Source organism: Pseudomonas sp. IT-P258, from assembly GCF_949767825.1.
GTDB classification, from domain to species: domain Bacteria; phylum Pseudomonadota; class Gammaproteobacteria; order Pseudomonadales; family Pseudomonadaceae; genus Aquipseudomonas; species Aquipseudomonas monachiensis.
Map to the genome: position 1 here is coordinate 1 of NZ_CATKPU010000025.1, position 26771 is coordinate 26771.

Genomic DNA, 26771 nt, shown 5'->3' on the forward strand with positions numbered 1-26771 from the left:
CGCATCCTTGATGGTGACGGTGGTACTGGGTTCACCTTTGCCACTGACGATAGTGCCATTGGCACTGACTGCCAGGTCTGTCGGGGCATCGGGGACGGTAATATCCCGTTCTTCAACGACGATAGTGTGGGCGTTCACGTCAGCCGGCGCAGACACGTTGCCGGCGGCATCGGCCAGTGTCGTGGTCAGGGTTTCGCCGTTGGTTTGCGGGGTGGTCAGCGTGACCTCGAAGGTGCCATCGGCGCCAACGGTACCGGTGCCAATCACATTGCCATTGGCGTCCTTGATGGTGACGGTGGTTTCCGGCTCGCCTTTACCGCTGACAGTCGTGCCATCGGTACTGACCACCAGGTCGGTCGGGGCTGCTGGAGCCGTGGAATCGCCCGCATCGACAGTTATCGGGGCAGACACGTTGCCCGCCGCATCGGTCAGCGTTGCACTCAGGGTTTCGCCGTTGATTTGCGGGGTGGTCAGCGTGACCTCGAAGGTGCCATCGGCGCCAACGGTACCGGTGCCAATCACGTTGCCATTGGCATCCTTGATGGTGACGGTGCTACCGGGTTCGCCTTTGCCGCTGACAGTGAAGCCATTGGCACTGACGACCAGATCTGCAGGCGCGCCAGGGGCTGTGGTGTCGCCTGCAGTGATCTCGCCGGGGGCAGACACGTTGCCCGAAGAGTCAGTAAGGGTGACTTCGACTGTTTCGCCGTTGGTTTGTGGGGCGTTCAGGTTGACCTGAAAGTTGCCATCCGAGCCTACGGTACCGGTGCCGATGACTTGGCCACTGGCGTCCTTGACCGTCACGGTCGAGCCCGGTTCGCCCCTGCCAATCAGCACCGTACCGGCGTCATTGAAGCTCAGGCTGTCAGGTGTATCTGGAGGTGTCGAGTCGGTGTTACCACCACCACCACCACCACCACCACCACCACCATCACTAAAGACCATGGCTGCGGCACCGCCGACACCCAGCAGGGTCAAACCCCAGGCCAGCCAGTCGGACGTCGTGCTGCCCGCCGCCGTGACAGCCATCAGATCCTCAAGGGTACCGATTTCGCTAAAGGTAAAACCGGAGTATGGCGAGGAGTAACTCCCCAGAAGCAGGGTGCCATCGTTCTCTTCCAGTACCAACTGGTTAGGTTCGCCATCGCTGCCGACCACAAAGAAGTTCTGGACCGTGACCGTGCCACCGGACTTGAGCGTGATGACCAGGTTCTTGCCCGACTGCTGCATCGACTGGATGCTACTCGGACTAATGGGCACTTTTACAATGCTGGTTCCGTTCAGGACGACATTACCAAACGTTTGTTCGGTAGCCGCCCCCGTCGTCTTGTCAACAATTACAATATTCTTCATCGCACACCTGTTTTCGTTTCAGCCAACCGACACCCATAACAAAATCGACTCGAACATCTACGCAGCCTTAAATAGAGACTGAACATTCGAACTAGCGAAAGTTATGTGAAAGATTTAATCCAGAAGTAGTACTCAGCCCACGCCCGAGCGCTCACTGGGCGCAAGGTATTTAACTCGGCCAGCAAGAGAAGAGTTTGACTTGTAGAGAGGAGTTGCAGCGGCGTGCTGCACGGGCGCCAAGCAGTAGAACCATCGTTTGCCGAGGGGCTTGATCACCATAGACGCTCCTTGTCTTTTGCCCGTCATCTGCGGTTCGCATACTTTCGTCAAGCATATTGAGTACGCCTGTAAAAGGTGCAAGAAGTAGGCGCAAATCCGTCGAGGCAGAACGAACTACCACACTAATAACGGCTCGCTTACGGGGATACTATCGAGCAAAAAGTTGACATAAAAGTAAAAAATAAATGCACAAATACACACATTAAAGTTACGGAAAAATCCGATTAAACATTGATGCGCAGCGGATTAAAAATATAAGCAACAGAGTGATAAATTCATTATCATAAAATAATATTCAAGTAGATTTTTACGCCAGCTTTATGGTCAAAACAAGCCAAAGCATTAAGCCTTAGGAATTGTTACATCTTGAAACAATTATCTCGACATGCTCCGAGACAGACTGATGACTGATGCTCTTGGGCGCAGGGAAAACACACCACCGCCAACTAACATCATGAGCGCTGCTATAGCGGTGGCTGTCACACGAGCTTGAGCAGCTCTACCAGTCTTCGGCCCTACCTACGAAGTCGAAGGCAAAGAAAAGGCCGTCTTCACGTTATGGTCTGTTTCACAGCGGTATCGCAAGCCCAGTAACAGCCTGAAACAGAACCCACACTAACGATCAGTACTTGATATCCCGGGCCGTGCGACGGGTATCCTGCTTGGTGCTGCGCTTGTCCTGGCGACATTCCACGTTGCTCTTGTCGCTGCCCTTTCTGCATTCATCCTTGGTTTGCCGGGCAGTAGAGCGCCCATCCTGCCGGGTATCGCGAGCTTCACGCCGCTGCTCACCCTGCTCGGTCGCGTAGACGGGTAGCGTCACCCACTGCACGCCGGCAGCGATGAACAGCGTTGCCAGGGCTTTCAAGTAGTGCTTGCGAATCATGATTTTTCTCCAATTCAACATCGCTCGATCGCTTCGTTCGCTCCCCCCAGGAATTCAGCGAAAACGTGAGTTACATCGTACGCCCACAACTCACAAAAGCACTTTGTGGCAGGTAAAAGCTGACGATAGGGTCACATGGACAGTCGCGCAATGCCGCTATGTGCATGGTTGCAATATGGGCACGGCAGGGTCGTCACTGGACCGGACGAGCGGGTTGGGGGGCCGGCTTTGGGAGCATCATTTCAAGCACACGGTGAGATCGAGTGACCTGTGATCGATGCAACGACTTCACCGCGTCCTAGGACATTTCCCGCAAGACGCATCGCCTTTCATGAACTGGCGGACGCAACTTCTCGACGATAGCCTTCAGGGGTCGCTGCAAATCAGCGATCGGCTTTGACAGGCTGAAAGTGTAATCTTCACACCTCCCAAATCAGACAGCATGCATTCGCGCATGTAGTCACGATTATGGCGGCTGTGCGCGGGGCACCTTCGGGTGCACCGGGTTCTCACACTTCCGGTCTGTCAACCCGCGTATAGCTGCCACCCAATCCTGTTTGACAGCAGGGGATGGCAGCTTCTCTAAACAGTGTGAGGAATGCCATCTTGAAAAAGAACAGCCCCAACCCCCCGGAAACCCCAGCCAATTTAGCTGAAGACAAAATCGACTTATCGAAAACCACCGAACCCGCCATCAGCGCCCGCCTCCGCAACCCCAATCACCTAGATCCCATCAGCCACGTCTTCACCCTGCGCCCCAACATCGACACACCGTCCCTGCTCACCCACGCCAGCGAAACCCTGGCCTCGCTCAACGTCATGAGCACCGACCTTGCCTGCGAACTTGAGAGTTCGCCTCGCAACATCGCCCTGGCGATCCAGCAGTTGGCCGTGCTGGCGCAATTGCTGGTGAACCGGGCACTGGACAACATCGCGCCACTCGACGAAGTGGAGGCTTGAGATGGATCGATACATGCCGATGACCGGCATCGACTGCACCATCGCGTCGCTGCTGATCGACACCGAAGCACCGCTGGATGTACTGCATGAAACAGCTGCCTACCGCATTCGAACCGCGACGCAATTGCTAGAGAGTTTCGCGGCTGATGAGGGTGTTTACAGCGAACTGGCGCGGGTGCTGGTCACGTCCCTGCGCGATGGTTGCGATTTGCTGGATGTGGTTGGGCGGCGGTTGCGGATGCAGGTTTGATCTCGGAAAACAAAATGGGCGACTTCCCTGAAGTCGCCCATTTTAATTGATGTTGAAACTACCCAAACGTCAGGGCGAAAGGGGCTGCCGCGTGCTGTATTGCCTTCACCACATGAGGCGCCTGCTCTCGAAACTCAGGGTAGCGCTTCAGCACCAACTCAACTGCCGCAAGCAATCGCTGAATCCGCAACTCAGGATGTTCCACCTCACACGTCTGTGCAAACTCCAACAACCCCTGACGGGAAGCAAACAACGACTTGTTACCCACAAGGTCTAGCGCCAAAACATCTTCAGGGATATAGGCCGTCGTATTAACGATGTCGTATGCCGGCGCGAGGCGCGCGTCACGTTGGGTCGGCTCCGAATAGAGCAAGCCGAAGTTCTTTAAATGAGCATCGCCGTTCCCAACGATGCAGCTCAGCGCTATGTAATCGAAAAGTTGATCAAGCGAGGTTCGTTGATTGTTTGCCGGGCAAAACAGCCGAATCGCTTTGGCTATGGCAGCATAGCTTTTGCTGTATTTCTGATCAGCCGAGAGCCCCATCAGTGCGGCCATGTCCTCGAATCCAATCGGGTTAAGCTGGTCGTCCCGATCAAAGCGACGCATGACAAACAGCCTTGCATTGTCGGACAGGTAAAACTGCGGGACTGGAATGCCCGCCTCCTTGGCAATGGACATGCAAAGGAACTCATTGATGGCCAGTCCTGGAAACTCATCCCGGCCACTCTTGATTATCAAGTCAGAGGTTTTCGAGGTGGCTCGTCGCAATTCGAAATCTTGCTGCTCAGGCACCAAAACCTTCGGCTGAACACCCGATATACCTGCCCGTAAAATATAGCGGTCAAGAAGGTCGGCGAAGATATCTTCCGCTCCATCCCAGGTGAGAATTTCTTCGAGTTTTTCTCCAGGGAACTGCTGTTCGCCAAGCAGGGCATCAACGGTTTCGGAATGCACCTGAATCCTGCCAATTGGCGAACTGCTGCCAGAAAGAGCAAGCAACAACATTGGATCGACATTTACGGTTTTCGCCAGGCGATTGCGCAACTGCTCCAACATATAGCCTTCAGGAAGGTTCATCTGGAATACGGGATGCAGATCCCGCCGACGAAACTCGTCAGCCCGCACGGGCATCGACAGACTGATGGAGGTGTTGGGTAAAGCGTCTTCTAGATAGCGAAAAATATAATTATCGCCGCTGGTGAGGATTCGGCCGCTATGGCCCTCTGGGGTACTGACTTTGAGGGAGGTCATTTTCATTCGAACAACTCCCCAAGCTCTTCAAGGGTCGGCATGGCCGCCGGTATAACGGTGAGCTCGCAGTCCAAAGCGCTCAAGACTCTTGCGTAAGCGTTCATGGCAACAGTATCGACACCCTGCTCGACAGCAATGACTTTCTGCCGCGTCAAACCGGCGAGCTCAGCAAGTCGAGCTTGTGTCAGACCGCGCCTGATACGCGTTTCACGTATTTGGCTACCGAGTCGGGATATCAGCAGGGCGTATTCCATGTTCAGTTACCGTGACATTTATATTTAAATGTATCGTATACAGAACATTATTGCGAATTTGCCTTACACCCCCGTCTCCCCCACCAATATTCCCAACACAATCGACACCAACGCTGCCGCAAGGGCCGCTTGCGTGCCCGGTCGGAGGTCGACCTTGCCGCGGATCATTTGCCGTAGCGGTGTCGCAAGCTCTGGTACAGGGCCTTGATCCAGATGAATTTTTCTTCACCCCACCCCCTCACGCCAGCCTGTACATTGCCCTCGCTCATTCAAGAAACTACGGTTTGCCCGCCCTCCCGCGGGCTTTTTTTTGTCTGCGAATTCGCAATCCGAGACTCACTGAAGGTTTCCTCGGGTAACAAAAAACCCGCCCCCTTTCGAGATGCGGGTTTTGCGCTTCAACAACGACTCAATTCACAGGTTGAGTCTGAGTCGCCAACACCGGTTGTTCCGCTCTGGTGAGCACCGGCTGTTCCAGCCTCGCTCGCCCGTAAAACGCCAGCGCCGTCAGCAAACACGCCAGCCACACGAAGATACCGGCCCAGAAGGTGTGGGACATGTAGTGCCACCCTTGCAATACTCGCGTGGTGCCATAGATGAAACCGAGTGCCAGCGAGCCGTACATGATCGCTTTCGAATAGCGCCAGCGATAACGGCGAGCCACGAAGTACAACGCCAGCATGGTGAAGCCGCCCGACGCATGTCCGCCCGGCCAGCAGCGCCCCTCTCCAGCGACTTTCAGCAGGTCGAAATTCTCGTACCACTCGACGTGCTCCATTTTGCCGCCGTACAGGGTCGTCTCGATCGGGCAATACACGCTGGTGTGGCCCTTGAGGTAGTGAATGACCCCGGTGCTGATGGAGAACGCGAACACCACGTAGAGAAAGTCGCGTCGATGGCGGTTGGCAAAGCGCAGTACCGGTGCGACTTTGATTTTTTCCAGGAAGGCGATGATTTTCGCGTGTTTTTCAGCCTTCAGGCGTGGCCAGAGAAACGACAGCAAGGCACCGATAATCGCAATTTCGCCGGTCCAGTTCGGAATGATTCGCGCCCATTTGTGGGTGATTTTTTCGAACAGATGGACCTGGTCCAACGGGTACGTCTGCGTCACCGGATCAAAAAAGTAATTGTTGAAAGCGATGTCGATGCTGGTCATGTCGAACATCAGGAACACCGCGACCGCGCAGGCCAGCGGAATACCAAAATTCATCCAGTAAAAGCGGTAGCGGGAAGCGGTCAGCATGCTCAGTCCTGATTCAAAGGGATGGTGAAATTCAACGGGGCGTCACCGTCGGCCAATCCGATGCTTCGATAAAGCCAAGCATGCGCGGAGCCTGTGGCGATTCGGCGGAGATAAACAGAGAGGCCCCGTAACCCAGGGTCGAAGTCGGCAAATGGAGCTCTTTTTCCAGTTGGTCCATGCATTCGCTGTGGGTCACCAGAATCATGTTGCGCCCGGCCACCTTGTGCGCCAGCGCGTCGCGCAGCATGGTGCCCTTGCAACTGATCAGCCAGTCTTCCCCCGCGCCAACCTTGTTGAACATGAAGTTGGCAGTCTGCGCAGTGCGCTGGATCGGGCTGTTGTAGATATCGACCTTGCCCAGGCCAAGGTGTTTGAACTGTGCCCCGAGGTTCTCGGCAACACGACGAGAACGCTCGGTAATGCCATCGTTGCCAACCAGGCAAGGCGCCGAGGAGTGATCGCAGCGCTCGACGTGGCGCACCAGAACGATCAGGTCGCCCTTGGCCCATCCGGTCATCAACGCCTGTGCACCGCTCACATTGCCGTGAGCCAGGTCCGGAACGGCGGCAGGTCGCAGCAAGAACACCGTCAACGGGATCACCAGCAGCGCCGAGGCCAACACTACCGCAGCGTTGCGATAACGGGCGAAGCGGCTCAGATCGATCGAGCGCTTTATCCCGAAAAGACTCAGTCTTAATTCCACATCACGCTGCCTCGCCAGCAAACACTGCCTCATTAGATCCCGGCAGGTTAAGGAAACGTGCGTCGGTGACTGGTGAAACGTTTGTGAAAAAAAGCTTAAAAGCGCTGTAAAAATTTTGTTACAGAATCCGTTCGGAAAAATCCTTTCAGCTCCCGGGATTGCTGCCGATACATCCTGCTTACACAGCTTGGCGGCTTCCAAAAAAAACAATCTTCCAGCCAACCGACGATAAAGAAGTACCAAGTTCCTGGAGGAATGAGATGAATAGCTGGTTCGGCAACATCAGCGTGAACCTGAAACTGGGCCTGGGGTTTGGCCTGGTCCTGGCACTGACCTGCGTCCTGGCCCTGACCGGCTGGACCAGCCTGGGCGGGTTGATCGACCGCAGCAACTGGATGAGTGACATCACCCAGCTCAACGCCGGCCTGACCAAGCTGCGCGTGGTTCGCCTGCAATACATGCTGACCAACGGCGACGAAACCGCCGCGCAGAACGTACAGACCACCCTCGACGCCTTCTCGGCCCAGCAGCAAGCCCTGCTGGCGAAGTTCAAGAGCCCGGAAAACCTCAAGCTGCTGCGCGAGCAAGGCGCCGTCATCGACGCCTACAGGACGTCCCTGGGCAAGATGCGCAGCGCCTATCGCGCCGGTAACAGCGCCCGCGACGCCATGAGTGCCAACGCCGAAACCGCCAACACGCTGATCAATGACATCAATGCCCGCGTGCAGCAAATGCCGTTGAGCGACCAGCGCTTCGAACAGTTCCAGGCCATCACCGCGGCCAAGGAAGCGTTCCTGCTGGCGCGCTACGAAGTGCGCGGCTACACCGCCAGTACCAATGCCGAGACCGAGCAAAAAGCCGTCGGCCAACTGGACGCCGCCATCGCCAGCCTGAAACCGCTGAACACGCATTTCGCCGACTCCCGGCAAGACGCCCTGCGTCAGCTGGAAACCGCGCTCGGCAACTACCGCAGCGCCTTGCAGGCCTATAAAGCCGCCAGCAATGACGCGGTGCAAGCGCGCAAGGAAATGACCGACCAGGGAGCGGCCATCGTGTCCCAGAGCGATCAGCTGTATCAGATCCAGCTCGACCGACGTGATGCCGAAAGCGCCCAGGCCCGGACCCTGCAACTGATCAGCACGTTGCTTGCACTGCTGGTGGGCATCATTGCCGCCGTGGTCATCACTCGCCAGATCACCCGGCCATTGCGCGAAACCCTGGCGGTGGTCGATCGCATCGCCAGCGGTGACCTGTCCCACAACGTGCTGGTCACCCGTCGCGACGAACTCGGCGTGTTGCAGCAAGGCATCGCGCGCATGGGTGTGACCCTGCGCGACTTGATCAGCGGCATCCGCGACGGCGTGACCCAGATCGCCAGCGCCGCCGAAGAGCTGTCGGCCGTGACCGAGCAGACCAGTGCCGGGGTCAACAGCCAGAAAGTCGAGACCGATCAGGTGGCCACCGCCATGCACGAGATGACCGCCACCGTGCAGGAAGTCGCGCGCAACGCCGAAGAAGCCTCGCAAGCCGCTGCGGCGGCGGACGGCGAAGCCCGTGAGGGTGACAAAGTGGTCAACGAAGCCATTGCCCAGATCGAGCGCCTGGCCAACGAAGTGGTGCGCTCCACCGAGGCCATGAGCGTGCTGCAAAAGGAAAGCGACAAGATCGGCAGCGTCATGGACGTGATCAAGGCCGTCGCCGAACAGACCAACCTGCTGGCACTCAATGCCGCCATCGAAGCGGCACGTGCCGGTGAAGCCGGTCGAGGTTTTGCGGTGGTGGCAGACGAGGTCCGCGGCCTGGCCCAGCGCACGCAGAAATCCACCGAGGAAATCGAAGGCCTGGTGGCCGGCCTGCAGAACGGCACGCAACAAGTGTCGGCGGTGATGAACAACAGCCGTGTCCTCACCGACAGCAGCGTGGCCCTGACCCGCAAGGCCGGCGAGTCACTGGAGAACATCACCCGCACGGTGTCCAACATCCAGTCGATGAACCAGCAGATCGCCGCCGCTGCCGAACAGCAAAGCGCCGTGGCCGAAGAGATCAGCCGCAGCATCATCAACGTGCGCGATGTGTCCGAACAGACCGCAGCGGCGAGCGATGAGACCGCCAAGTCCAGCATTGAACTGGCGCGGCTGGGTGGTCAATTGCAGCAGATGGTGAGCCACTTCCGCGTCTGACATTCGCCTTGCGGTGAATGAAAGATCCCTTCGCGAGCAGGCTCGCTCCCACAAGTAAGGTGTCGAACACAGAATCTGTGAATGACCCAAAACCCTGTGGGAGCGTGGCTTGCCCGCGATGGCTATCTATCTGACTGCGCAGATACTCAGGCCTCCCAAGGATTGATGACATCAATCCCGGGAAATCCGAAGTCGCGAATGTTGCGGGTGGCTATGGCAGCCCCATGGCTTCGGCAAATGGCGGCAATTTGCGCATCTGCCATTGAAACCGCACGCCCATTGGCTTCAGCACCTGCTGTCAGCGTTGCGTACTCAACAGCGGCATGAGCATCGAACGGCAAAATGCGTCCGGCAAAGTCTTCTTCGAACATGGCCATGGCATGGGCTTCAAGTTTCTGTTTGCGCTTGCCAGAAGGCAGGCGTGCGATGCCGTGGAGAATTTCCGCCACCGTTACCGCACTGACTGCCAGATCCATCGCCGGCTGCGCATCAACCCAGGCAAGCACCCGGGTTTCAGGCTCGACTCGCATAAATTCTGAAAGAACGTTGGTATCGAGCACTATCATTCAGAGAAATCCACCGCCGTTGCCTTCTCTGAACGCTCTGGCAGATCAAGCTCGACGCCTCCGAGAGCGCTGAATCTGTTGCGGATCCTGCTTCCAAGTCCACCAGCGCGATCAACAGTCGCCAAAGCCCGACCCAGAATCAGGCGAGCCTCTTCTTCCATGGAATGTCCGTTATGAGCCGCTGTGATACGCAACTGCTCCTTGAGCTTCTCATCAAGGTTTCTAATTGTGATGCTGGCCATGATGCCTCCTGCATTCAATGAAATCATTGATTGCAGACTAGCACATCCTGACAAACCAGAACCCGGCCATCTTCCCAATGGCCAATATCACCGAGTCCCGCGCTGGCGCAATGCCGACGGCATGAAGTACGCGTCTTCCGGCACCGGTTGGGCGAAGTCCACTGTGGCCGGCTCTTCGTTGTCCAGGTTCTGCACGTAGTAACGACGCGCCTGCAAGTCATGGAATACGTCCAGTGCGCTCCAGGTGGTGGGCAGGTCGTAGAAGTTTTTCAGGTAGGCCATCGACACCCGCCACAACTCCCCTCGCCCGTCGTATTGGTCCACCAGGGCGGCGCCCCAACTGTCCTCGTCCAGAAACAGCACGCGCTTGGAATAGATATGCCGCGCACCCGGCTTGAGCGTGCCTTCGACCACCCAGACCCGATGCAGCTCATAACGGGTGAATTGCGGGTTGAGGTGGCCCGGTGTGAGCAACTGCTCGTACTTCACCTCAGGGCTGCCGACTTTGTAATTGTTATAGGGAATGTAGACCTCTTGCTTGCCCTTGAGCTTCCAGTCGTAGCGGTCTGGCGAGCCGTTGAACATGTCCGTATCGTCCGCCGTGCGCAGGCCGTCGGATGAGGCGATCGGGGTGTCATACGCGAGGTTCGGCGCCCGGCGTACACGGCGTTGGCCCGCGTCGTAGACCCAGGCCTGGCGCGGGTCCTTGAGCTGGTCCAGGGTCTCGTGAACCAATGCCGCACCGCCCGCCAGCCGGGCCGGGCTCTTCACGAATGCCAGGTAGTAGAACAGGATGTTTTTCAGGTCGGCAAACTGGCCACCCGGGCGGTAATAGTTGAAGAGCCCCTCTTGCTGCGAGGTTACAAGCGCGAAGCTGCCGTTGCGTTGTACCGGCGCTTCGGAAGCACGACGGACCACATAGATGCCGCGATAACGGGTGATGTGGTTCCACAGCACCTCGATGCCATCCTTGGGCACCGGGAACGGCACACCGCCGTAGCCTTCGGCAAAACCGGTCCCGCCATCGAGCAGCTTGGCCGAGGTCGCGTTTTTCAAGGTGTTGTCGTACAGCCACTGCGGTGCCGAGCCCGACCGGCGAGAGGGATAGACCGGCATCTGGAAGGTGTCGGGGTAGCTGTTGAACAGTGCGATCTGACCCGGGCTGAGGTGGGCCTTGTACTGTTCAAGGTTGGCTTTGGTGATGGTGAACAGCGGCTTGTCCGCCGCATAGGGGTCCAGGTGATGCTGGCCCGGCTTGTAGCCTGCTGGCGCCTGGGTGATACCGCCGTTCCAGGCCGGAATGGTCCCGGCCGCGTTGCCGGCACGCTCGGCCCCCATTGGCGTCAGGGTGGTTTTCAGTTGCTCGGCTTGCTGGGGCGTGATCGCAGCAAGTGCGCTTGCGCTGCCGGCGGCCAGGCTCAGGAACAGCGCCAGCGTGGTCTTGGTCAGTTGTGGAAGGTCAAACATGGACGTTCTCCGAAATAAAAACAGCCGTCTGGGAGTGCGGTCTGCAATACACAAAAGATCCAATGTGGGAGCGGGCTTGCTCGCGAAGAGGGCGGCACATCCAGCGCAGATGTCGCCTGACACACCGCTTTCGCGAGCAAGCCCGCTCCCACAAGGGGTTGTGCGCAGCAATCAAAGGAAGTACTTGAGGTTGAAGCCGACGTTGTCGCGATCACGCAGGCCGTTGTCCTGCCCGCCGCCGTAGAATTCGGTGTATTGCAGCTCGGCCTCCAGCTTGTTCTGGTAGTTGGCCTTGATCCCCAGGGTGTAGGCCTTGCGGCCCTCGATGATGTTGCCCGCCTGGTAGCTGTTGCCCTCGAAGTCATCCTTGTAGACGACATAAGGCGAGACGTTGACCCCGGCATACACGTCGTTCCAGGTGCCGTTGAGCATCGCGGTGTAGCTGTAGGAGTTGCGGTTGACCTGGTCGCTGCGCTCGCCGCCGGACACATAGGAAAAGTTACCGGTGCCAGCGTAGTAACGGGTACTGCCGTCATACGCGGTGTATTGCAGGCTGCTGCCGCGCAGGTGCTCGGACGCCAGCTCGAATACGCCGAACAGCGAGTCGAATGACAGGCTCGGGCCAAAGTTGTAAATGGTGCCCAGGGACGTGTTGAACGCTTCCACCCGCTCGGCGTTATTGATCTGGCTGTCGAGCGTGACCTGCTGCCCGCCGATGTTGATGGTCTGGCCGCCTGCCGCTGCAGCGGCGCCGTTGGCCAGGTCGCCGATCAGGTCGTTGGTGGCGGCGACCCCGATGGGCAGGTTCGGCCGATAGGCCACTTCACCAAACACCGACGCCTGGCCCAGGGTGGTGTTGAAACTGAAGCCGTACATGCGGATGTCTTCGGCGTAGCGCCGATGCGCCTGGATATTGCCCAGCACATCCATGGTCGCCAGGCCATTGGCCAATTGCCCCGCCTGACTGCCGGCGACACCGGCCAACAGGTTGGTCAGGGCATTCATGTCGATGCCCTGGTACCCGCCCAGATCGGCGGAAATGGTCGGCTCCTTGGCGTGGTAGTTGACCATGTACAACCCGAACTCGGTGCTGTTGAGTTCTTCTGCGATGTAGCGAAAAGCGAAACCGAACTGGCCGTCGTTGCGCGCGTTGAAATCCTTGCCGACCGTGGCCACTTTGACGGTGTTGCCAAAGGCCGGGGTGACCCCGTTGGCGTACAGGCCGGTGGTGCTCAGGGCCTGGTTGAGCAACGGGTTGTTGCCCAGCGCGCTGTACAGATCGATCACGTTGCCGAAGCCAGGCACCGGGGTGTCCAGCGCGGTACCGCTGAAGTTGTTGTAGGCGGTGTTGCCGCCGTCGGCGAACAGGTCCGTCTGCGAGTAGAACGTACCGACCGGGTCGATGCGGGTTTCCTTCCAGTTCGTCTGGTAGAAGCTTTCCATGGTCAGGCTGTCGGTCAGGCCAATGTTGAAGCTCAGCGCTTCCACCGGTACCAGCACTTCCTTGACTTCAGCCCCGGGCAGACGGTACTTGGCCGCATCCACCGGGTTGGTGGTGTTGATCCCGCCACGGTAGAAAATCCCCTCGCCCCAGTTGAACACCTGGCGCCCTATGCGTGCCGTGAGCGGCATCTGCGCGACGTCCCAGTTGCCGTAGAGGTAGGCGTCGAGCATCTCCACCCGGCTGCCGGCGATATCGCGGGTCTGGTCCGTGAAGTGGTCGTCCTGCGGGAAACTCTGGCTGGGTTGCGACGGGTTGTTGTTGCGGTAGTAATCGTTGCGCTTGTCCATCAGTTGGGTGTCATAGAACGCGGTGCCGCGCACGAACATCCCGTAGTTCTGATAGTTGGCCTCGAGCTCCGAGGTGATCTTGTACACCTCGGAAACCAGCCCGGTATCGAAGTTGCGATTGCCGTCGTTGGTGTTGACGTCATCGTTGTTCTTGTCCCGGCCCTGGACCCGCCACAAACGGCCATAAGACAGGGTACTGTCGAATGAACCGGTGATCTGGTTGTCCAGCACGCTGAACTCCTTGGCCTGCACGCCGTCGACCGCGCACAGTTGCAGCAGCCCTGCCAGGCCCACGCCGGGAAGCGCCGCGCCAGACAGGCGAAATCGAGTGCTCATGATCCTTTCCTCTTTCCCTGGTTTTATTGTTTTTGTGTTCTGAAGCTATTGCTGCGATGGCTGTGGCGCCATTCCCGCACGGGCGTAAATCCGGCTGTGGGCGCCGAAATGCCCCAGCAGTTTGAACAGCTGCTGGTTAAGTGCCGGATGGTCGAAGTCTTCGCGCTGCAGCTGATTGCCGCCGCTGAAATCACTGGTGATCGGTGCCGTGTCCAGCCACTGGCCGATGGCTTCATCAAATACCGCCGATTCGTCGACGGACTCGGCACTCACTACTTCGCGCAGGTAGTCCACCGAGTACGGCGGATAACGGGCGTCCTGTGCAGAGTCGGCATAAACGTCGAGCATCGGGTGTGCCTGGCCGGCGCGCAGCAGGCGACGAAGCCAGGCCGACTGATACTTCTCCACTTCCATGTGCCGGGTGGCGACCCGTTCGATGGCCGCATGCTTGTCCGCATCGAAGCCGGCCAGGGCCTTGCCTTCCAGCACCAGCAGGCTTGCCAGTTCGACACCGGGCAGCGGCTTGGCGTGATAAGGCTGGGTCAGGTCCTGAACGTGGTGCAGGCCCCAACCTAGGAATCGATAACCCCAATAGGGATGGCCAGTGGCAAACGCCAGTCGCGCCAAGCCCATGTACTGGTAGGCGCGCCAGTCCGGCCAGCTGCGCTGAAGAAATCCGGCGGCGGCGTATACCACCGGGCTTTCATGGAAGAAGCCCATATGGAAAGGCGCCTGGGAACTGTACTGAAACCGCGCGTCACCGAAAGGCTGCGGGCCGAAGCCGTACAACGCGCCGACGTCGCCGGGGTTGTCGCTGAACAGGTTGATGTCGTGGCCGTAATCCGGCTCATCGGCGGCGCTGGCCAACACGGCAAGGGGCGCGATTTGTTCGTGGTCAGCCACAACGATGAAGCGCTGGCGATTCCACGGTGAAAGCGTCTGCTCCACCATGACTTGTTCGGCCTTGAGGTGCTCACGCTCGGGCAGATCCTTGCCCGGCAGCGGCTGGATGACCATCGCCAGATGAACCCCGGGATTGATGCGCAGTGCGGTGAGGAAGTCGTGGCGCAGATTGTCCCCGGGCATGGCCGGCAATCGCAGGTTGTCGGGGCGCGGCGGGTAGTGGGTGAAGTGCTCTCGGGCGAAGTTTTCCTGCTCATCGAGCAGCGCACTCACGGCCTGGTATTGCTGCGAAAGAAACTGCTCCAGCGGCTCGACTTCGACCTGTGGCGCATCACGCAACGTCGGCAGATCCTGCAACGCCAGGTAGCTGCCCACCGTATGGTTCGACCAGCCCCAGGCAGTAGGGGCCGTTGCACAAAGCAGCAACAGGAGGAATGTCAGCTTCATTGCCTGGCTCTTATTGGATGTGCCGTGGGGGTTGAGCCTAACAACCGACCCTGCCCCTGACACTGTCCAATCTCACCAGAAAAGTTCTCCGATAGCGCCACGTGCAAAGTTACCTATGGTTCTCTGTAGGAGCTGCCGAAGGCTGCGATTTTTTGATTTTGGCGGACTCGAAGATCAAAGGATCGCAGCCTTCGGCAGCTCCTACAGGGGGGATCTGCGGTGTTCTTTCAGGCCGGGTAACCAGTGATTTTGCGGATGCTCTGGTACAACGGCTTGAGCTGTCGATACATGCGCAGGTAGACCTCTTTGTACAGTCGCTCGTAGATCTGCTGCGCCTCGGGTTGCGGCATGAATACCGCACCGACCCGTGTCATGGCGGCCATCGCCGTGGGGAAATCCGCGTGCAGCCCCAGGCCCACCGCGCAGCAAATGGCCGCGCCCAGGCCGGACGCTTCGTAGACATGCGGACGCTCGGCCGGCAGGCCGAAAATGTTCGCCGTGAGTTGCATCGCGGCATCACTCTGCGAACCGCCTCCGGCAACACGCAAGCGCGTAATGGAGACCCTCGAGCGCTTCTCGATTTTCTCCATGCCCTGACGCAAGGCATACGCCAGGCCTTCGAGGATCGCCCGGTAAATGTGGGCGCGGGTATGCACGTCGCCGAAGCCGATCATCGCGCCCTTGGCCTCCACACCCGGCTCGCGGATGCCAGGCGACCAGTAGGGTTGCAGCATCAACCCCATGGAACCCGGCGGCACGGCGTCGACCAGCGCATCGAAGAGTTGCTCGGGTTCCACGCCCTGGGCTTTGGCCTGCTGCATTTCCCGCAGGCCGAACTCGCTCTTGAACCAGCTGACCATCCAGTAACCGCGATAAATCATCACCTCGCAGTTGTATTGATCCGGCACCGCGGACGGGTAAGGCGGAATCAACGGGACGATTTCCAGGTAGCGCGAGCGGGTGCTGGTGATCGTCGCCGTGGTGCCGTAGGAAAGGCACACGGTGCCTGGGTCGACGACACCGGAACCCACGACTTCGCAGGCCTTGTCGGCACCCGCGGCGATCAGCGGCAGCCCCTCGGGAATGCCGGTGTGGCGGCTGGCCTCGGCGCTGATATGGCCGAGGGTTTCACCAGGCTTGTACAGGCTCGGCAGTTGCTCGGGACGCACCGCCAGCGCCTGCCATTTCCAGTCGGTGGGGGCGGCCCATTTCAGGCGTTTGAAGTCGAACGGCAGGTAACCGACGCAACAACCCACCGAATCGACAAAGCGCCCACAAAGGCGGTGGGTGAGAAACCCCGAAAGCAGCAGAAACTTGTCGGTCGCCGCCCAGACTCCAGGCTGATTGCGGGCGATCCAGTTGGCCTCGGCCTGGGCGCGAAAGTAGTCCACCGTGGCTTGCGCGCCGACCAGTTTGAACAGCCAGCCCCACGGCCCCTTGATGCCGCCCTTGACTTCGGCCTGGCGTTGATCGAGCCACAGGATCGCCGGACGCAGCGCCTTGCCCTGGGCATCGACGTTGATCACGGTGCCGCGTTGGGTGGTCAGGGAGACTCCGGCAATCTGCGAACGATCGATGCCGGTCTGCGTCCACAACTGCTGGCAAGCTTCACCCAGTTTTGCCCAGTAATACTCAGGGTCCTGCTCGGCCCAGCCGGGTTGAGTCGAGTAATAGGCCTGCAACTCGACCTTGCCTTTGCCCAGCAGATTGCCCTGCAGGTCGAAGAGCAGCGCGCGCACGCTCTGGGTGCCATTGTCGATGGCCAACAGGTAACGCTTGTTCGGGTGGTTATCCATGGAGCTCTCTTCAAGGGGCATCAATGCGCGGCATCCGGTAAACCATGATGGCGTTGCCACAACGCCCGATAACGCTGTAATTCCTGCTGCCAATGCTCATCGTCCCAGCCCAGTCGCGGTTGGCAGAGTTGGCCAATGGCAGCGAAATAATCCTCGCCACCGCGCGGCAACAACAAGCCAAGGCGGGTTCGGCGCAGCAGCAGGTCATCCAGGTGCAGGACCATTTCTGCATCGCAGGCAACGGCCAGTTCCACCCACAAGGTGTCAGTGCCGCCGATGGTGTCGTGGCCCAGTTCGGTGATCAGCTTCGCCAGCCTCGGCAGGTCACGGCCATGCCGCCCGGCCAGGCGCCGCCACCGATGGGCGCTGAGCCCCGGTATCGCCAACGGTGGCACCGCGGCGAACACCGGCGCGGCGTCATCAACGAATGGACGATCGAGCATGGCCGCGCAGGCCTTGAGCACTTCGATGGACTGAGGGCGAAAGGTGGTCAGCTTGCCGCCGGCCAGGGTCACGCAACCCGGCTCCTGCCACAGTACATGCTCGCGGGTTTCATTCGACGGTTTGAGCTCACCCGCCGCACTGCCCACCACCGGGCGCACACCCGACCAGGTCGACAGCACATCGGCAGCGACCACCTCGGCCTGGGGGAACTGCTGGCTGCAGGCCGCCAGCAGATAGTCGAGTTCATCCAGGCTGATGCTCGCGCTCTCATCCAGATCCTCGCGATGATCGAGGTCCGTGGTGCCGACCACCGTGGCACCCTCCCAAGGGAAAACGAACACTGGTCGACGGTCGCGCTCGTGCAGGAAGGTGAAGGCTTGCGCCACTGGCAGGCGCCAGCCCGGCAACAACAGATGGCTGCCACGCAACGGGCGCAACTGGCGAGGGGCATCGGGCAGGCGCAAGCGCTCGGCCCACGCGCCGGTGGCCACGGCCAGCACACCGCAACGCAATGTCAGTAATCCGCCGCCCTCGCAGTCTTCGACCTGAACCCCGCAAACGCGTCCCTCTTGACGCAGCAATTGCTGCACGCGCAAGCCGTTGAGCACCACGCCACCGTCGGCCCGGGCCTCGCCCAATACGCGCATCACCAGACGGGCATCATCGGTCAGCGCATCGATAAAACAGGTGCCGCCCAGCAGGTCATGTTCCTTGACCCCGGGCGCCAGATAACGCAGTTGTTGCGCGTCATGGAAGTGATGGCTGCGCCGCCCGGCCAAGGCGTCATAGACGGACAACAAACCACCCAGCACCCGAGGTCCGGGAAAGCCGCCACGGTAATGCGGCATCATGAAACTCATCGGTTCCACCAGCCCCGGCGCTTCGTCGAGCAGGCGCTGGCGTTCACGGACCGAATCGCGGGTCAGGCGCCACTGGCCCTTGGCGATGTAACGCAAGCCGCCATGGACCATTTTCGAGGAGCGACTGGAGGTGCCCCAGGCGAAATCGCGCTGTTCCAGCAGCAGGCAACGCCAGCCACGGCGCGCAGCTTCGCGCAGGATGCCGGCGCCGCTGATGCCGCCGCCGATGACGATCAGGTCCCAGGTTTCATCCGCCAGCGTCGGCAGCACCCGCTGTCGCCACGCCGCGTTCCAGTCCAGGCTCATGGCGCCGTCACTCCTGCAACAGCGTGCCAGGGTTCAGTCGCCCGGCCGGATCAAAATGCCGACTCAATACCTGCAGGGTGTCCATCGCCAGCGCGCCCTTCTCCCGCCGCAGGTACGGTGCGTGATCCTTGCCCACGCCATGCTGGTGACTGATGGTGCCATGGTTGTCGACGATGGTCTGGCTGGCCGCGTGCTTGAGGGCCTGCCAGCGCGCCAGAGTGGCGGGATAGTCCGCCGCCGGGCGAAACACGTAGGTGGTGTAGATGCTCGACCCTTCGCCGTAGACATGGGAAAGGTGGGTGAAGACATGCACCCGCTCGCCTTCGGCAGCCAAGGCGTCGCGCAGGCTGTTTTCGATCAGCGTGAGCAGGTTGTCGACGTTGCTCCAGTCAGTGGCCGTTTCCAGGGTGTCCACCACGTAACCGGCGTTCCACAGGTTCTCGCGCAGGTAGGGAAAACGAAAACGGTTCTGCGCCCACTTCTTGCCGAGCAAGGTGCCGGTAAACACCCCGCCGAACGCCTTGAGGTGCTGCCGGGCCTGACGCAGGGACAGCGCATTTTGCCGACGATTGCCGGTCACGCCGAACGTCAGCAGGCATTTGCCCGCACCGGCGCCACGCAGGGCCAGGTACTTTTCCAGCCAGGCGATCTGCTGCGGGTGACCGGCCAGCGCCAACTGGGTTTCGGTTTCCACCGCGTTGGACAGGCGCAACATCGACAGCGGCACGCGCGCCTGGGCCAACTGGCGGATAGCTTGCAGCGCCTTGGGCCAATCGGGCAGAAACACACCATAGAAACGCTCATCGGCGGGCAGTGCGCTGACCCGCACCTTCACCTCGGAAATGATCCCGAAACGGCCCTCACAGCCCAACACCACCTCGCGCAGATCGGGCCCGGCCGCCGAGGCCGGAAAGGAGGGAATGTCCAAAGGGCCGGCAAAGGTTTCCAGGGTGCCGCCGGCGAACAGTTGCTCGATCCGCCCATAGCGCAACGACTGCTGGCCGCTGGAGCGGCTGGCGACCCAACCACCCAGGGTCGACAGCTCCCACGACTGCGGGAAATGCCCCAGGGTGTAACCACGGGCACGCAGCTGACTTTCCACCTGCGGTCCACTGGTGCCGGGGCCGAAGGTGGCCAGCAGGCTCTCTTCGTCGAGGTCCAGCAGGCGACTCATGCGGGCCAGGGAAACCGTCACCACCGGCCGCGCGGAACTCGGCGGGTTGATGTGACCGGCCACCGAGGTGCCGCCGCCATAAGGAATCAGGCACAGGTCCTGTTCATGGGCGAGCAGCAGTAACCGGCGAATCTGTTCAGCACTCGTGGGATAGGCCACGGCGTCGGGATAATTTCCCAGCGCGCCCTCACGCAACGCCAGCCAGTCCGGCAGGCTCTGGCCCCGCGCATGCAGCAAACGATCATGGGCATCCACGCTGTACAAGAAGTGTTGCTGCAACCGCGACGGGGGCACGCGGGCCAATGCCGCCTCAAGCGTCGCATCGGGCAGCGCTCGACCGTCACCCACCCGCCGGGCGAGAAAACTCGCGCCCTGGGCCGGCAGCTCGACCACCGTGGTTGCATCTCCCCAGCCGTTCCAGCGTCGCATGCGTGTGTCCTTTTGCGGTTCTGATCAGTGATATTTCAGGCCCCCATACTAGTCAGCCGCCCGAAAGTGTCACGGTCGCATCGGGCCAGTTCGAGTAGCCAATTGAGTCAAACGTCGCGCAGGCGTCAGCCATTTACTTTAGCCGTGGTTTCAAATTACCTTTCAGGGCATTCATCCGCGCACGCGGGCCTTGATCAAAGGAATACGATCATGCAATCCCTGGGCTTCACTTCAGTTCCGCCGCTGCTCAAATACCTGCGTCATGCCGAACAACTGGGCATGGCCATCGAGCCTGCGTTGGCGGCTGCCGGGTTGCAGGCACAGCAGTTGAGTGACAACAGCCTGCGGTTGCCGGGTGAGGCCCACGAACGGCTGCTCGATTACTTCTGCGAACACTCGGGCGATGCGTTGTTCGGTCTCAACGCCGCGCGGTTCGTGTTGCCCAACTCCTGGAGCGTGCTGGGCTACATCACCATGAACTGCGCGACACTGGGCGACGCCATGAGCCGCATCATGCCGTTCGAGAAACTGGTGGGAGACATGGGCGTCAGCCGCGCCGAGGTGCAAGGCAGCGAGGTGCACCTGATCTGGACATGCCGCCATCAGCGCCCGCGAATTCGCCGGCACCTGGTGGAAAACGTGCTCGGTTCCTGGCTGCAATACGCGCGCTGGATCGCCGACACGCAGATGTCGCCGGCCGCCGTCTGGCTGGAACATGCCTGCCCCGCCGACACGACGCTGGCCGAGTACGAGCAGTTCTTCGACTGCCCGGTACTGTTCGACCAGCCTTATTCGGCGCTGATTGTCCCGTTGCCGTATTTGCAGTTGCCATTGCGCCAGGCCGATGCGCAATTGCTGCGCACGCTGGAAGAACATGCCCAGGGATTGATGGCCACTCTGGAGGACGCGTCGCTGGAACAACGGGTCAAAAGCATCCTGCGAAAGTTGCTCAAGGAAGGCCTGCCCCGCAAGGAGCAGGTGGCCGAGCATCTCGCCGTGTCAGTGCGCACGCTGCAACGCCAACTGCATCTGGCAGGTACGTCGTACCAGCAGATCCTCGATGACCTGCGCCAGGAGCTGGCCGAGCATTACCTGCTCAACAGCACCCTGCCGATCCAGGACATCGCCCAGTACCTGGGTTTCACCGAACCCCGCTCGTTTCACCGCACTTTCAAAAGCCGGCGCGGGATGCCGCCGGGTGAGTTTCGCCAAACCCACCGGGTTTGACGCAGTCCTCGAAACTCACTGAAAACCCGTGCGCAAATCCCCTTCCCGGGCCAGGAACCGCCCTTCCCTGCGCCCGTTGGCCTGGCCATCGCGGTAGCTCAACACACCGTTGACCCATACCCCTTCGATGCCTTGCGCCGCCCGCTGCGGATCGTTGAAATCGGCGACATCACGGATGGTCGCCGGATCGAACAACACCAGGTCAGCCCAATGGCCTTCGCGTATTTCACCGCGCCCCTTCAAACCGAAGCGTGCCGCCGACAACCCGGTCATTTTGTGCACGGCGGTGTGCAGCGGGAACAGTCCTACGTCACGGCTGAAATGTCCGAGCACCCGAGGGAATGCGCCCCACAACCGTGGGTGCGGAAACGGATCTTCCGGCAAGCCGTCGGAGCCGACCATCGACAGCGGATGCGCGAGGATTCTGCGGACATCCGCCTCATCCATGCCGTAGTACACCGCACCGGCCGGTTGCAGTTGGCGAGCGGCCTCCAGCAACGGCACATTCCATTCGGCGGCGATGTCCATCAGGTCGCGGCCGCCCATTTCCGGGTGCGGCGTCGACCAGGTGATGGTGATGCGATGGGCATCGGTCACCTGCTTGAGGTCCAGGGTCGAAGAGCTCGCCGCATACGGATAACAATCGCAACCCACCGGGTGGGTTTTCGCCGCCTGTTCGAGGGACGCCAGCAGCTGCGGACTGCGCCCCCAGTTACCGGCGCCGGCGCATTTGAGGTGGGAAATGATCACCGGGCTTTGCGCATGGCGGCCGATCTTGAACGCCTCGTCCATGGCCTCCAGCACCGGTTCGAATTCGCTGCGCAAATGGGTGGTGTAGACCGCCCCGAAGGCGGTCAATTCTTCGGTCAGTTGCATCACTTCCTCGGTAGATGCCGAGAAGGCGCTGGCATAGGCAAGGCCAGTGGACAGGCCCAAGGCGCCGGCCTCCAGGCTTTCGCGCAATTGCTCGCGCATCGCGCTGATTTCATCCGCCGTGGCGGTGCGGAACAGGTCGTCCAGATGATTGCTGCGCAACGCCGTATGGCCGACCAGTGCGGCAACGTTCAGCGTGGTGTTCGCCGCTTCAACCGCCGCGCGGTAGTCGCCGAAGGTCGGGTAAACGAACGCAGCGGCCGTGCCCAGCAGGTTCATCGGGTCCGGCGGATCGCCGCGCAAAATCACCGGTGACGCGCTGATCCCGCAGTTGCCGACGATGACCGTGGTCACGCCCTGGCTGAGCTTGGGCAGCATCTGCGGCTGACGGATCACCACGGTGTCGTCATGGGTGTGCACGTCGATGAAACCCGGCGCCAGCACATGGCCCTGCGCGTCGATTTCCTCACTGGCACGGGCATCGCGCAAGTCGCCGATACGCTCGATGCGCCCGTTGAGAATGGCCACGTCGGCGGGGTATCCGGGGCTGTTGCTGCCGTCGATGATCAGGGCGTTGCGAATCAGCGTGTCGTACTGCATGTCAGTCTCCCAGCGGCAAGTGATCGTCGCCGCCGCGGTATTCGTCGAGGGCGAGTTTGATCCGCCGCAGACGTTCTTGATTGTCTTCAGGATTGGCCAGCGCCAGCTCGGTGGCGAGCACGTCGATGGCCAGCAGCATGCCGTAGCGCGCCGCCGTGGGTTTGTAGATGAACGAGGTTTCGGCGCTTTGCAGGGGCAGGACGATGTCGGCCAACTGCGCCAGCGGCGAATCGGCCCGGGTGATGGCCAGAATGCGTGCGCCGTAGTTGCGCGCCAGCTCCACCGTTTCAATCAGCTCCGGGGTGATCCCGGTCAGCGAGCAGACAATCACCACGTGTTCAGCGCTGAGGCTGGCGGCGGTGACGCGCATCATCACCGCATCGTGGCACACCGCAATCGGATAGCCGAGGCGTACCAGGCGCACTTGCAGTTCATCGCTGCACAGGGTCGAGCAACCGCCCATGCCGAAAGCGTGAATCATCCGCGCCTTGCCCAGCAGCTTCACCGCATCGGCGAAACGCGACTCATCGAACGCGGCCAGGTGCTGGCGCAAAGTCGACTCGATGTCGCCCACGATCTGCCCGTAGAACGCCGACTGCTCGGGCGTGCCCGCCGGGTCGAGAAAGCGGCTGCCGACGCCGCTGGCCTGGGCCAGTTGCAAGCGCAGGTCACGCAGGTCCTTACAGCCGACCGTGCGAGCGAAGCGCGACAGCGTGGCGCTGCTGACCTCCGCCCGCAGCGCCAGCTCATCGAGGCTGGCGGAGGCGGCAAATCCTACGTCGTCGAGCATCAGGCGAGCGATACGTCCTTCACCGGCGCTGAAGGAGTCCTGACGGGCGCGGATCTGGTAGAGGATGTCCATGCAAGTGGCTCCGGCTAAATCAGGTAAGAAAGGCCAACGGTCAGGCCGAAGGCAACGACCGAGATCAACGTCTCGAGCACGGTCCAGGTCTTGAAGGTTTGGGTAACGGTCATGTTGAAGTATTCCTTGATCAACCAGAAACCGCCGTCATTGACGTGGGAAAAGATAACCGACCCGGCGCCAGTCGCCAGCACCAGCAGCTCTGGATGGGGATAACCCAGACCAATGGCCACTGGCGCGACCACACCTGAAGCGGTGGTCATGGCCACAGTGGCAGAACCGGTGGCGATGCGCATCAGCGCGGCAAACAGCCAGCCCATCAACAGCGGCGACAAATGAAACTCGTGGGCCAGGCCGACGATCTGGTCGGTGACGCCGGCGTCCACCAGAATCCGGTTCAAGCCACCGCCGGCGCCCACCAGCAACGTGATGCTGGCGGTCGGCGCCAGGCATTCGTTGGTGAACTTGAGGATCGACTCGCGGTTGAAGCCCTGGGCCAGGCCGAGGGTCCAGAAACTCAGCAATGTGGCCAGCAACAGCGCGATCACCGAGTTGCCGATGAACAGCAGGAACTGGTTGAAACCGGTGCCCGGCGTGGAAATCAGGTTGGCCCAGCCGCCGATCAGCATCAGCACCACCGGCAACAGGATGGTCGCCATGGTGATGCCGAAGCCCGGCAGGCTGTCCCGCGGTTCACGCTCAAGAAACTGGCGTTCCAGCGGGTTTTCCGCCGGCAACTGAATGCGCGGCACGATGAACTTGGCGTACAGGGGACCGGCGATGATCGCGGTTGGAATGCCGATCAGGATCGCGTACATCAAGGTCTGCCCCACCGATGCCTGATACACCTGCACCGCCAGCATCGCCGCCGGGTGCGGCGGTACCAGCGCATGCACCACCGACAGCCCGGCGACCATCGGCAAGCCGACCATCAGGATCGAGACGCCCACCCGCCGCGCCACGGTAAAGGCAATCGGCACCAGCAAGACGAAACCGACTTCGAAGAACAGCGGCAGCCCCACCAGAAACGCGATGCACACCATCGCCCAGTGCGCGTTCTTCTCGCCGAAACGGTCGATCATGGTCCGCGCCACCTGCTCGGCGCCGCCGGACTCGGCCATCATTTTGCCGAGCATGGTGCCCAGCGCCACCACCAGCGCGATGTGCCCCAGGGTCTTGCCGACCCCGGCCTCGTACGCCCCCACCACACCGGACGGCGGCATGCCCGCCACCAGCGCCAGGCCGATGGAAATCAGGGTGATGACAATGAACGGGTTGAGTCGGTAGCGGGCGATCAGAACGATCAGAGCGATGATGGCGATGGCGGCATACACCAGCAGCCAATAGCCGAAGGACAGGGTCATGCGGTACTCCTCGAGAGGGTCACGTCGAAATATTTGTGAAACTCTTAAAACATTTCGGCAGGCGATTTTCAAACGAGGTGAAAGTAATTTTCGTACAGAGGTAAGGCGTGTCGCAAAGAGGTATGAGTTGTCGCAAATAATGAAAATCAGGCAGGCGGATTTTCATCGCGCCTGCCTGTTTGATTTCAGTCGTGTTGCATCCGGGCGCGCTTGAGCAATTTCTTGCAGCGTTCGGACAAATGCAGCACCCGCAGGTGCTTGCCGGCCTTGGTGTAGCGCTCGCGCAAGGTGCCCAGCGCGGTGATGGCCGAGTAGTCGACAAAACTCAGGTGCTGGCAATCAAGTGTCACCTGCGCCGGGTCATTGGCCGGATCGAACTGATTGAGAAAGGGTGTGGTCGAGGCGAAGAACAGCGTGCCATGCACCCGGTACAGCTTGCTGCCGTCAGTTTCCAGATGACTGTCGGCATACAGCTGACGCGCCTGCTGCCAGGCAAAGTTCAGCGCCGCAATGATGATGCCGCAGAGCACCGCGATGGCCAGATCGGTGAAAACGGTAATCACCGTCACCGCGATGATCACCAACGCATCGTTCAGCGGGACCTTGTTCATCACCCGCAGCGAAGCCCAGGCGAAGGTCTGTTGCGCCACCACGAACATCACCCCGACCAACGCGGCCAATGGAATGCGCTCGATCAGCGGCGACAGAAACAGGATGAACAACAGGATCGACACCCCGGCCACTATCCCGGACAAGCGCCCGCGCCCGCCGGAACTGAGGTTGATCATAGTCTGGCCAATCATCGCGCAACCGCCCATGCCGCCGAACGCACCGGACACGATGTTCGCCGCCCCCAGCGCCACGCACTCGCGATCCGGATAGCCGCGGCTCTCGGTGATTTCGTCGGTGAGGTTCAGGGTCAACAGGGTTTCCAGCAACCCCACCAGCGCCATCAGGATCGCGTAGGGCGCGATGATGCGCAGGGTGTCGAGGTTCCACGCAATGTCCGGCAGCGCCAGCGTCGGCAAGCCACCGGCAATGTGCGCCATGTCGCCCAGGGTGCGGGTCGGCAGGCCGAGCAGATACACCGCCAGGCCCACGCCGAGAATCGCCACCAGTGCCGGCGGCACCGTACGGGTCAGGCGCGGCAGCACATAGACAACCGTCATCGTCACCGCGACCAGCCCGAGCATCATGTACAGCGGCGTACCGCTCAACCAGGTCTCACCGCTCTTGAAGTGCTCCAGTTGTGCCAGGGCAATGATGATCGCCAGGCCGTTGACGAAGCCAAGCATCACCGGGTGCGGCACCATGCGCACCAGTTTGCCGAGCTTGAGCAGTCCGAACGCCATCATGATCAACCCGCCCAGCAACACCGTGGCCAGCAGGTACTGCACGCCGTGTTGCACCACCAGCGCGACGATCACCACGGCCATCGAGCCGGCCGCGCCGGACACCATGCCCGGTCGCCCGCCGAACAGCGCGGTCAGGGTGCAGATGATGAACGCGCCATAGAGCCCCATCAGTGGATTGAGATGGGCCACCAGCGCGAAAGCGATGCACTCGGGCAACAGGGCGAAGGAAGTGGTAAGCCCGGCCAGGACATCGGCGCGTAGACGTTTTGCTTTCATTGGAGACCGCACACAGGGAGAGACGAAAAAGAGTGTGCGGATGTTACGGAATCGGGGGCGGCGCGGCCAGTTGCAGGGACTTCGAAAACGCCA

22 protein-coding genes and 3 pseudogenes are annotated in these 26771 nt (G+C 60.5%); 6 read left to right on the forward strand and 19 right to left on the reverse strand.

Annotated elements, in window-relative coordinates:
- From ACM6G4_RS11470 to ACM6G4_RS11480, 3 genes and pseudogenes are all read right to left on the reverse strand, one after another.
- On the reverse strand, positions 1 to 1353 hold a 1353-nt coding region (locus tag ACM6G4_RS11470; RefSeq protein ID WP_414913701.1), incomplete at its 3' end, for an Ig-like domain-containing protein.
- 654 nt (positions 1354 to 2007) lie between these two features.
- A pseudogene (locus ACM6G4_RS11475) lies at positions 2008 to 2133 on the reverse strand (hypothetical protein); the annotation flags it as partial.
- A gap of 121 nt (positions 2134 to 2254) precedes the next feature.
- A complete protein-coding gene (locus tag ACM6G4_RS11480) occupies positions 2255 to 2518 on the reverse strand; it encodes a hypothetical protein (RefSeq protein WP_414913702.1) in 264 nt (87 codons plus the stop codon).
- A 181-nt stretch (positions 2519 to 2699) separates the two neighbouring features.
- Here ACM6G4_RS11480 and ACM6G4_RS11485 point away from each other — a divergent pair.
- From ACM6G4_RS11485 to ACM6G4_RS11495, 3 genes and pseudogenes are all read left to right on the forward strand, one after another.
- Positions 2700 to 2792: pseudogene (locus ACM6G4_RS11485) on the forward strand (hydrolase); the annotation flags it as partial.
- Between the two features lie 332 nt (positions 2793 to 3124).
- Positions 3125 to 3478 carry a DUF6124 family protein gene (locus tag ACM6G4_RS11490; RefSeq protein ID WP_414913703.1) on the forward strand — a complete coding sequence of 118 codons (354 nt, stop codon included), beginning with the start codon at positions 3125 to 3127 and terminating at the stop codon, positions 3476 to 3478.
- Between the two features lies 1 nt (position 3479).
- The gene (locus ACM6G4_RS11495; RefSeq protein ID WP_056728170.1) at positions 3480 to 3728 is read left to right on the forward strand and encodes a hypothetical protein; all 249 of its coding nucleotides are present in this window, start codon (positions 3480 to 3482) and stop codon (positions 3726 to 3728) included.
- 58 nt (positions 3729 to 3786) lie between these two features.
- On the opposite strand, the gene ACM6G4_RS11500 is transcribed toward ACM6G4_RS11495, so the two are convergent.
- The 4 genes from ACM6G4_RS11500 to ACM6G4_RS11515 all read right to left on the reverse strand — a co-directional run bounded on the left by ACM6G4_RS11500 (position 3787) and on the right by ACM6G4_RS11515 (position 7180).
- The gene (locus ACM6G4_RS11500) at positions 3787 to 4986 is read right to left on the reverse strand and encodes a type II toxin-antitoxin system HipA family toxin (RefSeq protein WP_414913704.1); all 1200 of its coding nucleotides are present in this window, start codon (positions 4984 to 4986) and stop codon (positions 3787 to 3789) included.
- Positions 4983 to 5234 (reverse strand): helix-turn-helix domain-containing protein, encoded by a 252-nt coding sequence (locus ACM6G4_RS11505; protein WP_414913705.1) that lies wholly within the window; start codon positions 5232 to 5234, stop codon positions 4983 to 4985. The genes ACM6G4_RS11500 and ACM6G4_RS11505 overlap by 4 nt, the downstream gene beginning before the upstream one ends.
- A gap of 409 nt (positions 5235 to 5643) precedes the next feature.
- Entirely contained in the window at positions 5644 to 6477 is an 834-nt protein-coding gene (locus tag ACM6G4_RS11510) for a phosphatase PAP2 family protein (protein ID WP_414913706.1), read from the reverse strand.
- A 31-nt stretch (positions 6478 to 6508) separates the two neighbouring features.
- Positions 6509 to 7180, reverse strand: a complete 672-nt coding sequence (locus tag ACM6G4_RS11515; RefSeq protein ID WP_056728588.1) for a histidine phosphatase family protein — start codon at positions 7178 to 7180, stop codon at positions 6509 to 6511.
- A gap of 395 nt (positions 7181 to 7575) precedes the next feature.
- Between ACM6G4_RS11515 and ACM6G4_RS11520 the strand changes: the two are divergent.
- Both ACM6G4_RS11520 and ACM6G4_RS11525 read left to right on the forward strand, forming a co-directional pair.
- A pseudogene (locus ACM6G4_RS11520) lies at positions 7576 to 8454 on the forward strand (methyl-accepting chemotaxis protein); the annotation flags it as partial.
- Between the two features lie 201 nt (positions 8455 to 8655).
- On the forward strand, positions 8656 to 9360 hold the full coding sequence (locus tag ACM6G4_RS11525; protein ID WP_409078340.1) for a methyl-accepting chemotaxis protein: 705 nt from the start codon (positions 8656 to 8658) through the stop codon (positions 9358 to 9360).
- Between the two features lie 146 nt (positions 9361 to 9506).
- Here ACM6G4_RS11525 and ACM6G4_RS11530 read toward each other — a convergent pair whose 3' ends face one another.
- The 8 genes from ACM6G4_RS11530 to ACM6G4_RS11565 all read right to left on the reverse strand — a co-directional run bounded on the left by ACM6G4_RS11530 (position 9507) and on the right by ACM6G4_RS11565 (position 20121).
- Complete coding sequence (locus ACM6G4_RS11530) at positions 9507 to 9926, reverse strand: type II toxin-antitoxin system VapC family toxin (RefSeq protein ID WP_414913707.1); 420 nt, start codon at positions 9924 to 9926, stop codon at positions 9507 to 9509.
- A complete protein-coding gene (locus ACM6G4_RS11535) occupies positions 9923 to 10168 on the reverse strand; it encodes a FitA-like ribbon-helix-helix domain-containing protein (protein ID WP_046038645.1) in 246 nt (81 codons plus the stop codon). The genes ACM6G4_RS11530 and ACM6G4_RS11535 overlap by 4 nt, the downstream gene beginning before the upstream one ends.
- Positions 10169 to 10255: 87 nt before the next feature.
- A complete protein-coding gene (locus ACM6G4_RS11540; RefSeq protein WP_414913708.1) occupies positions 10256 to 11635 on the reverse strand; it encodes a DUF1329 domain-containing protein in 1380 nt (459 codons plus the stop codon).
- 171 nt (positions 11636 to 11806) lie between these two features.
- Positions 11807 to 13762 carry a DUF1302 domain-containing protein gene (locus ACM6G4_RS11545; protein WP_414913709.1) on the reverse strand — a complete coding sequence of 652 codons (1956 nt, stop codon included), beginning with the start codon at positions 13760 to 13762 and terminating at the stop codon, positions 11807 to 11809.
- A gap of 45 nt (positions 13763 to 13807) precedes the next feature.
- Positions 13808 to 15112: a phospholipase gene (locus ACM6G4_RS11550; protein WP_414913710.1), complete on the reverse strand. Its 1305-nt coding sequence runs from the start codon at positions 15110 to 15112 to the stop codon at positions 13808 to 13810.
- 227 nt (positions 15113 to 15339) lie between these two features.
- A complete protein-coding gene (locus ACM6G4_RS11555; protein WP_414913711.1) occupies positions 15340 to 16908 on the reverse strand; it encodes an FGGY-family carbohydrate kinase in 1569 nt (522 codons plus the stop codon).
- Positions 16909 to 16928: 20 nt separating this feature from the next.
- Complete coding sequence (locus ACM6G4_RS11560) at positions 16929 to 18518, reverse strand: glycerol-3-phosphate dehydrogenase/oxidase (RefSeq protein WP_414913712.1); 1590 nt, start codon at positions 18516 to 18518, stop codon at positions 16929 to 16931.
- A 7-nt stretch (positions 18519 to 18525) separates the two neighbouring features.
- Complete coding sequence (locus ACM6G4_RS11565) at positions 18526 to 20121, reverse strand: FAD-binding oxidoreductase (RefSeq protein WP_414913713.1); 1596 nt, start codon at positions 20119 to 20121, stop codon at positions 18526 to 18528.
- Positions 20122 to 20331: 210 nt separating this feature from the next.
- Here ACM6G4_RS11565 and ACM6G4_RS11570 point away from each other — a divergent pair, with 210 nt between their 5' ends.
- Positions 20332 to 21348 (forward strand): AraC family transcriptional regulator, encoded by a 1017-nt coding sequence (locus ACM6G4_RS11570; RefSeq protein ID WP_056728148.1) that lies wholly within the window; start codon positions 20332 to 20334, stop codon positions 21346 to 21348.
- Between the two features lie 15 nt (positions 21349 to 21363).
- Here ACM6G4_RS11570 and ACM6G4_RS11575 read toward each other — a convergent pair whose 3' ends face one another.
- From ACM6G4_RS11575 to ACM6G4_RS11590, 4 genes are all read right to left on the reverse strand, one after another.
- Positions 21364 to 22821, reverse strand: a complete 1458-nt coding sequence (locus ACM6G4_RS11575) for an N-acyl-D-amino-acid deacylase family protein (RefSeq protein WP_414913714.1) — start codon at positions 22819 to 22821, stop codon at positions 21364 to 21366.
- A gap of 1 nt (position 22822) precedes the next feature.
- Positions 22823 to 23683: a MurR/RpiR family transcriptional regulator gene (locus ACM6G4_RS11580; protein ID WP_046038631.1), complete on the reverse strand. Its 861-nt coding sequence runs from the start codon at positions 23681 to 23683 to the stop codon at positions 22823 to 22825.
- Between the two features lie 14 nt (positions 23684 to 23697).
- The gene (locus tag ACM6G4_RS11585; protein WP_056728145.1) at positions 23698 to 25047 is read right to left on the reverse strand and encodes a gluconate:H+ symporter; all 1350 of its coding nucleotides are present in this window, start codon (positions 25045 to 25047) and stop codon (positions 23698 to 23700) included.
- A gap of 185 nt (positions 25048 to 25232) precedes the next feature.
- On the reverse strand, positions 25233 to 26678 hold the full coding sequence (locus ACM6G4_RS11590) for a SulP family inorganic anion transporter (RefSeq protein ID WP_414913715.1): 1446 nt from the start codon (positions 26676 to 26678) through the stop codon (positions 25233 to 25235).
- Between the last annotated feature and the right edge of the window lie 93 nt (positions 26679 to 26771).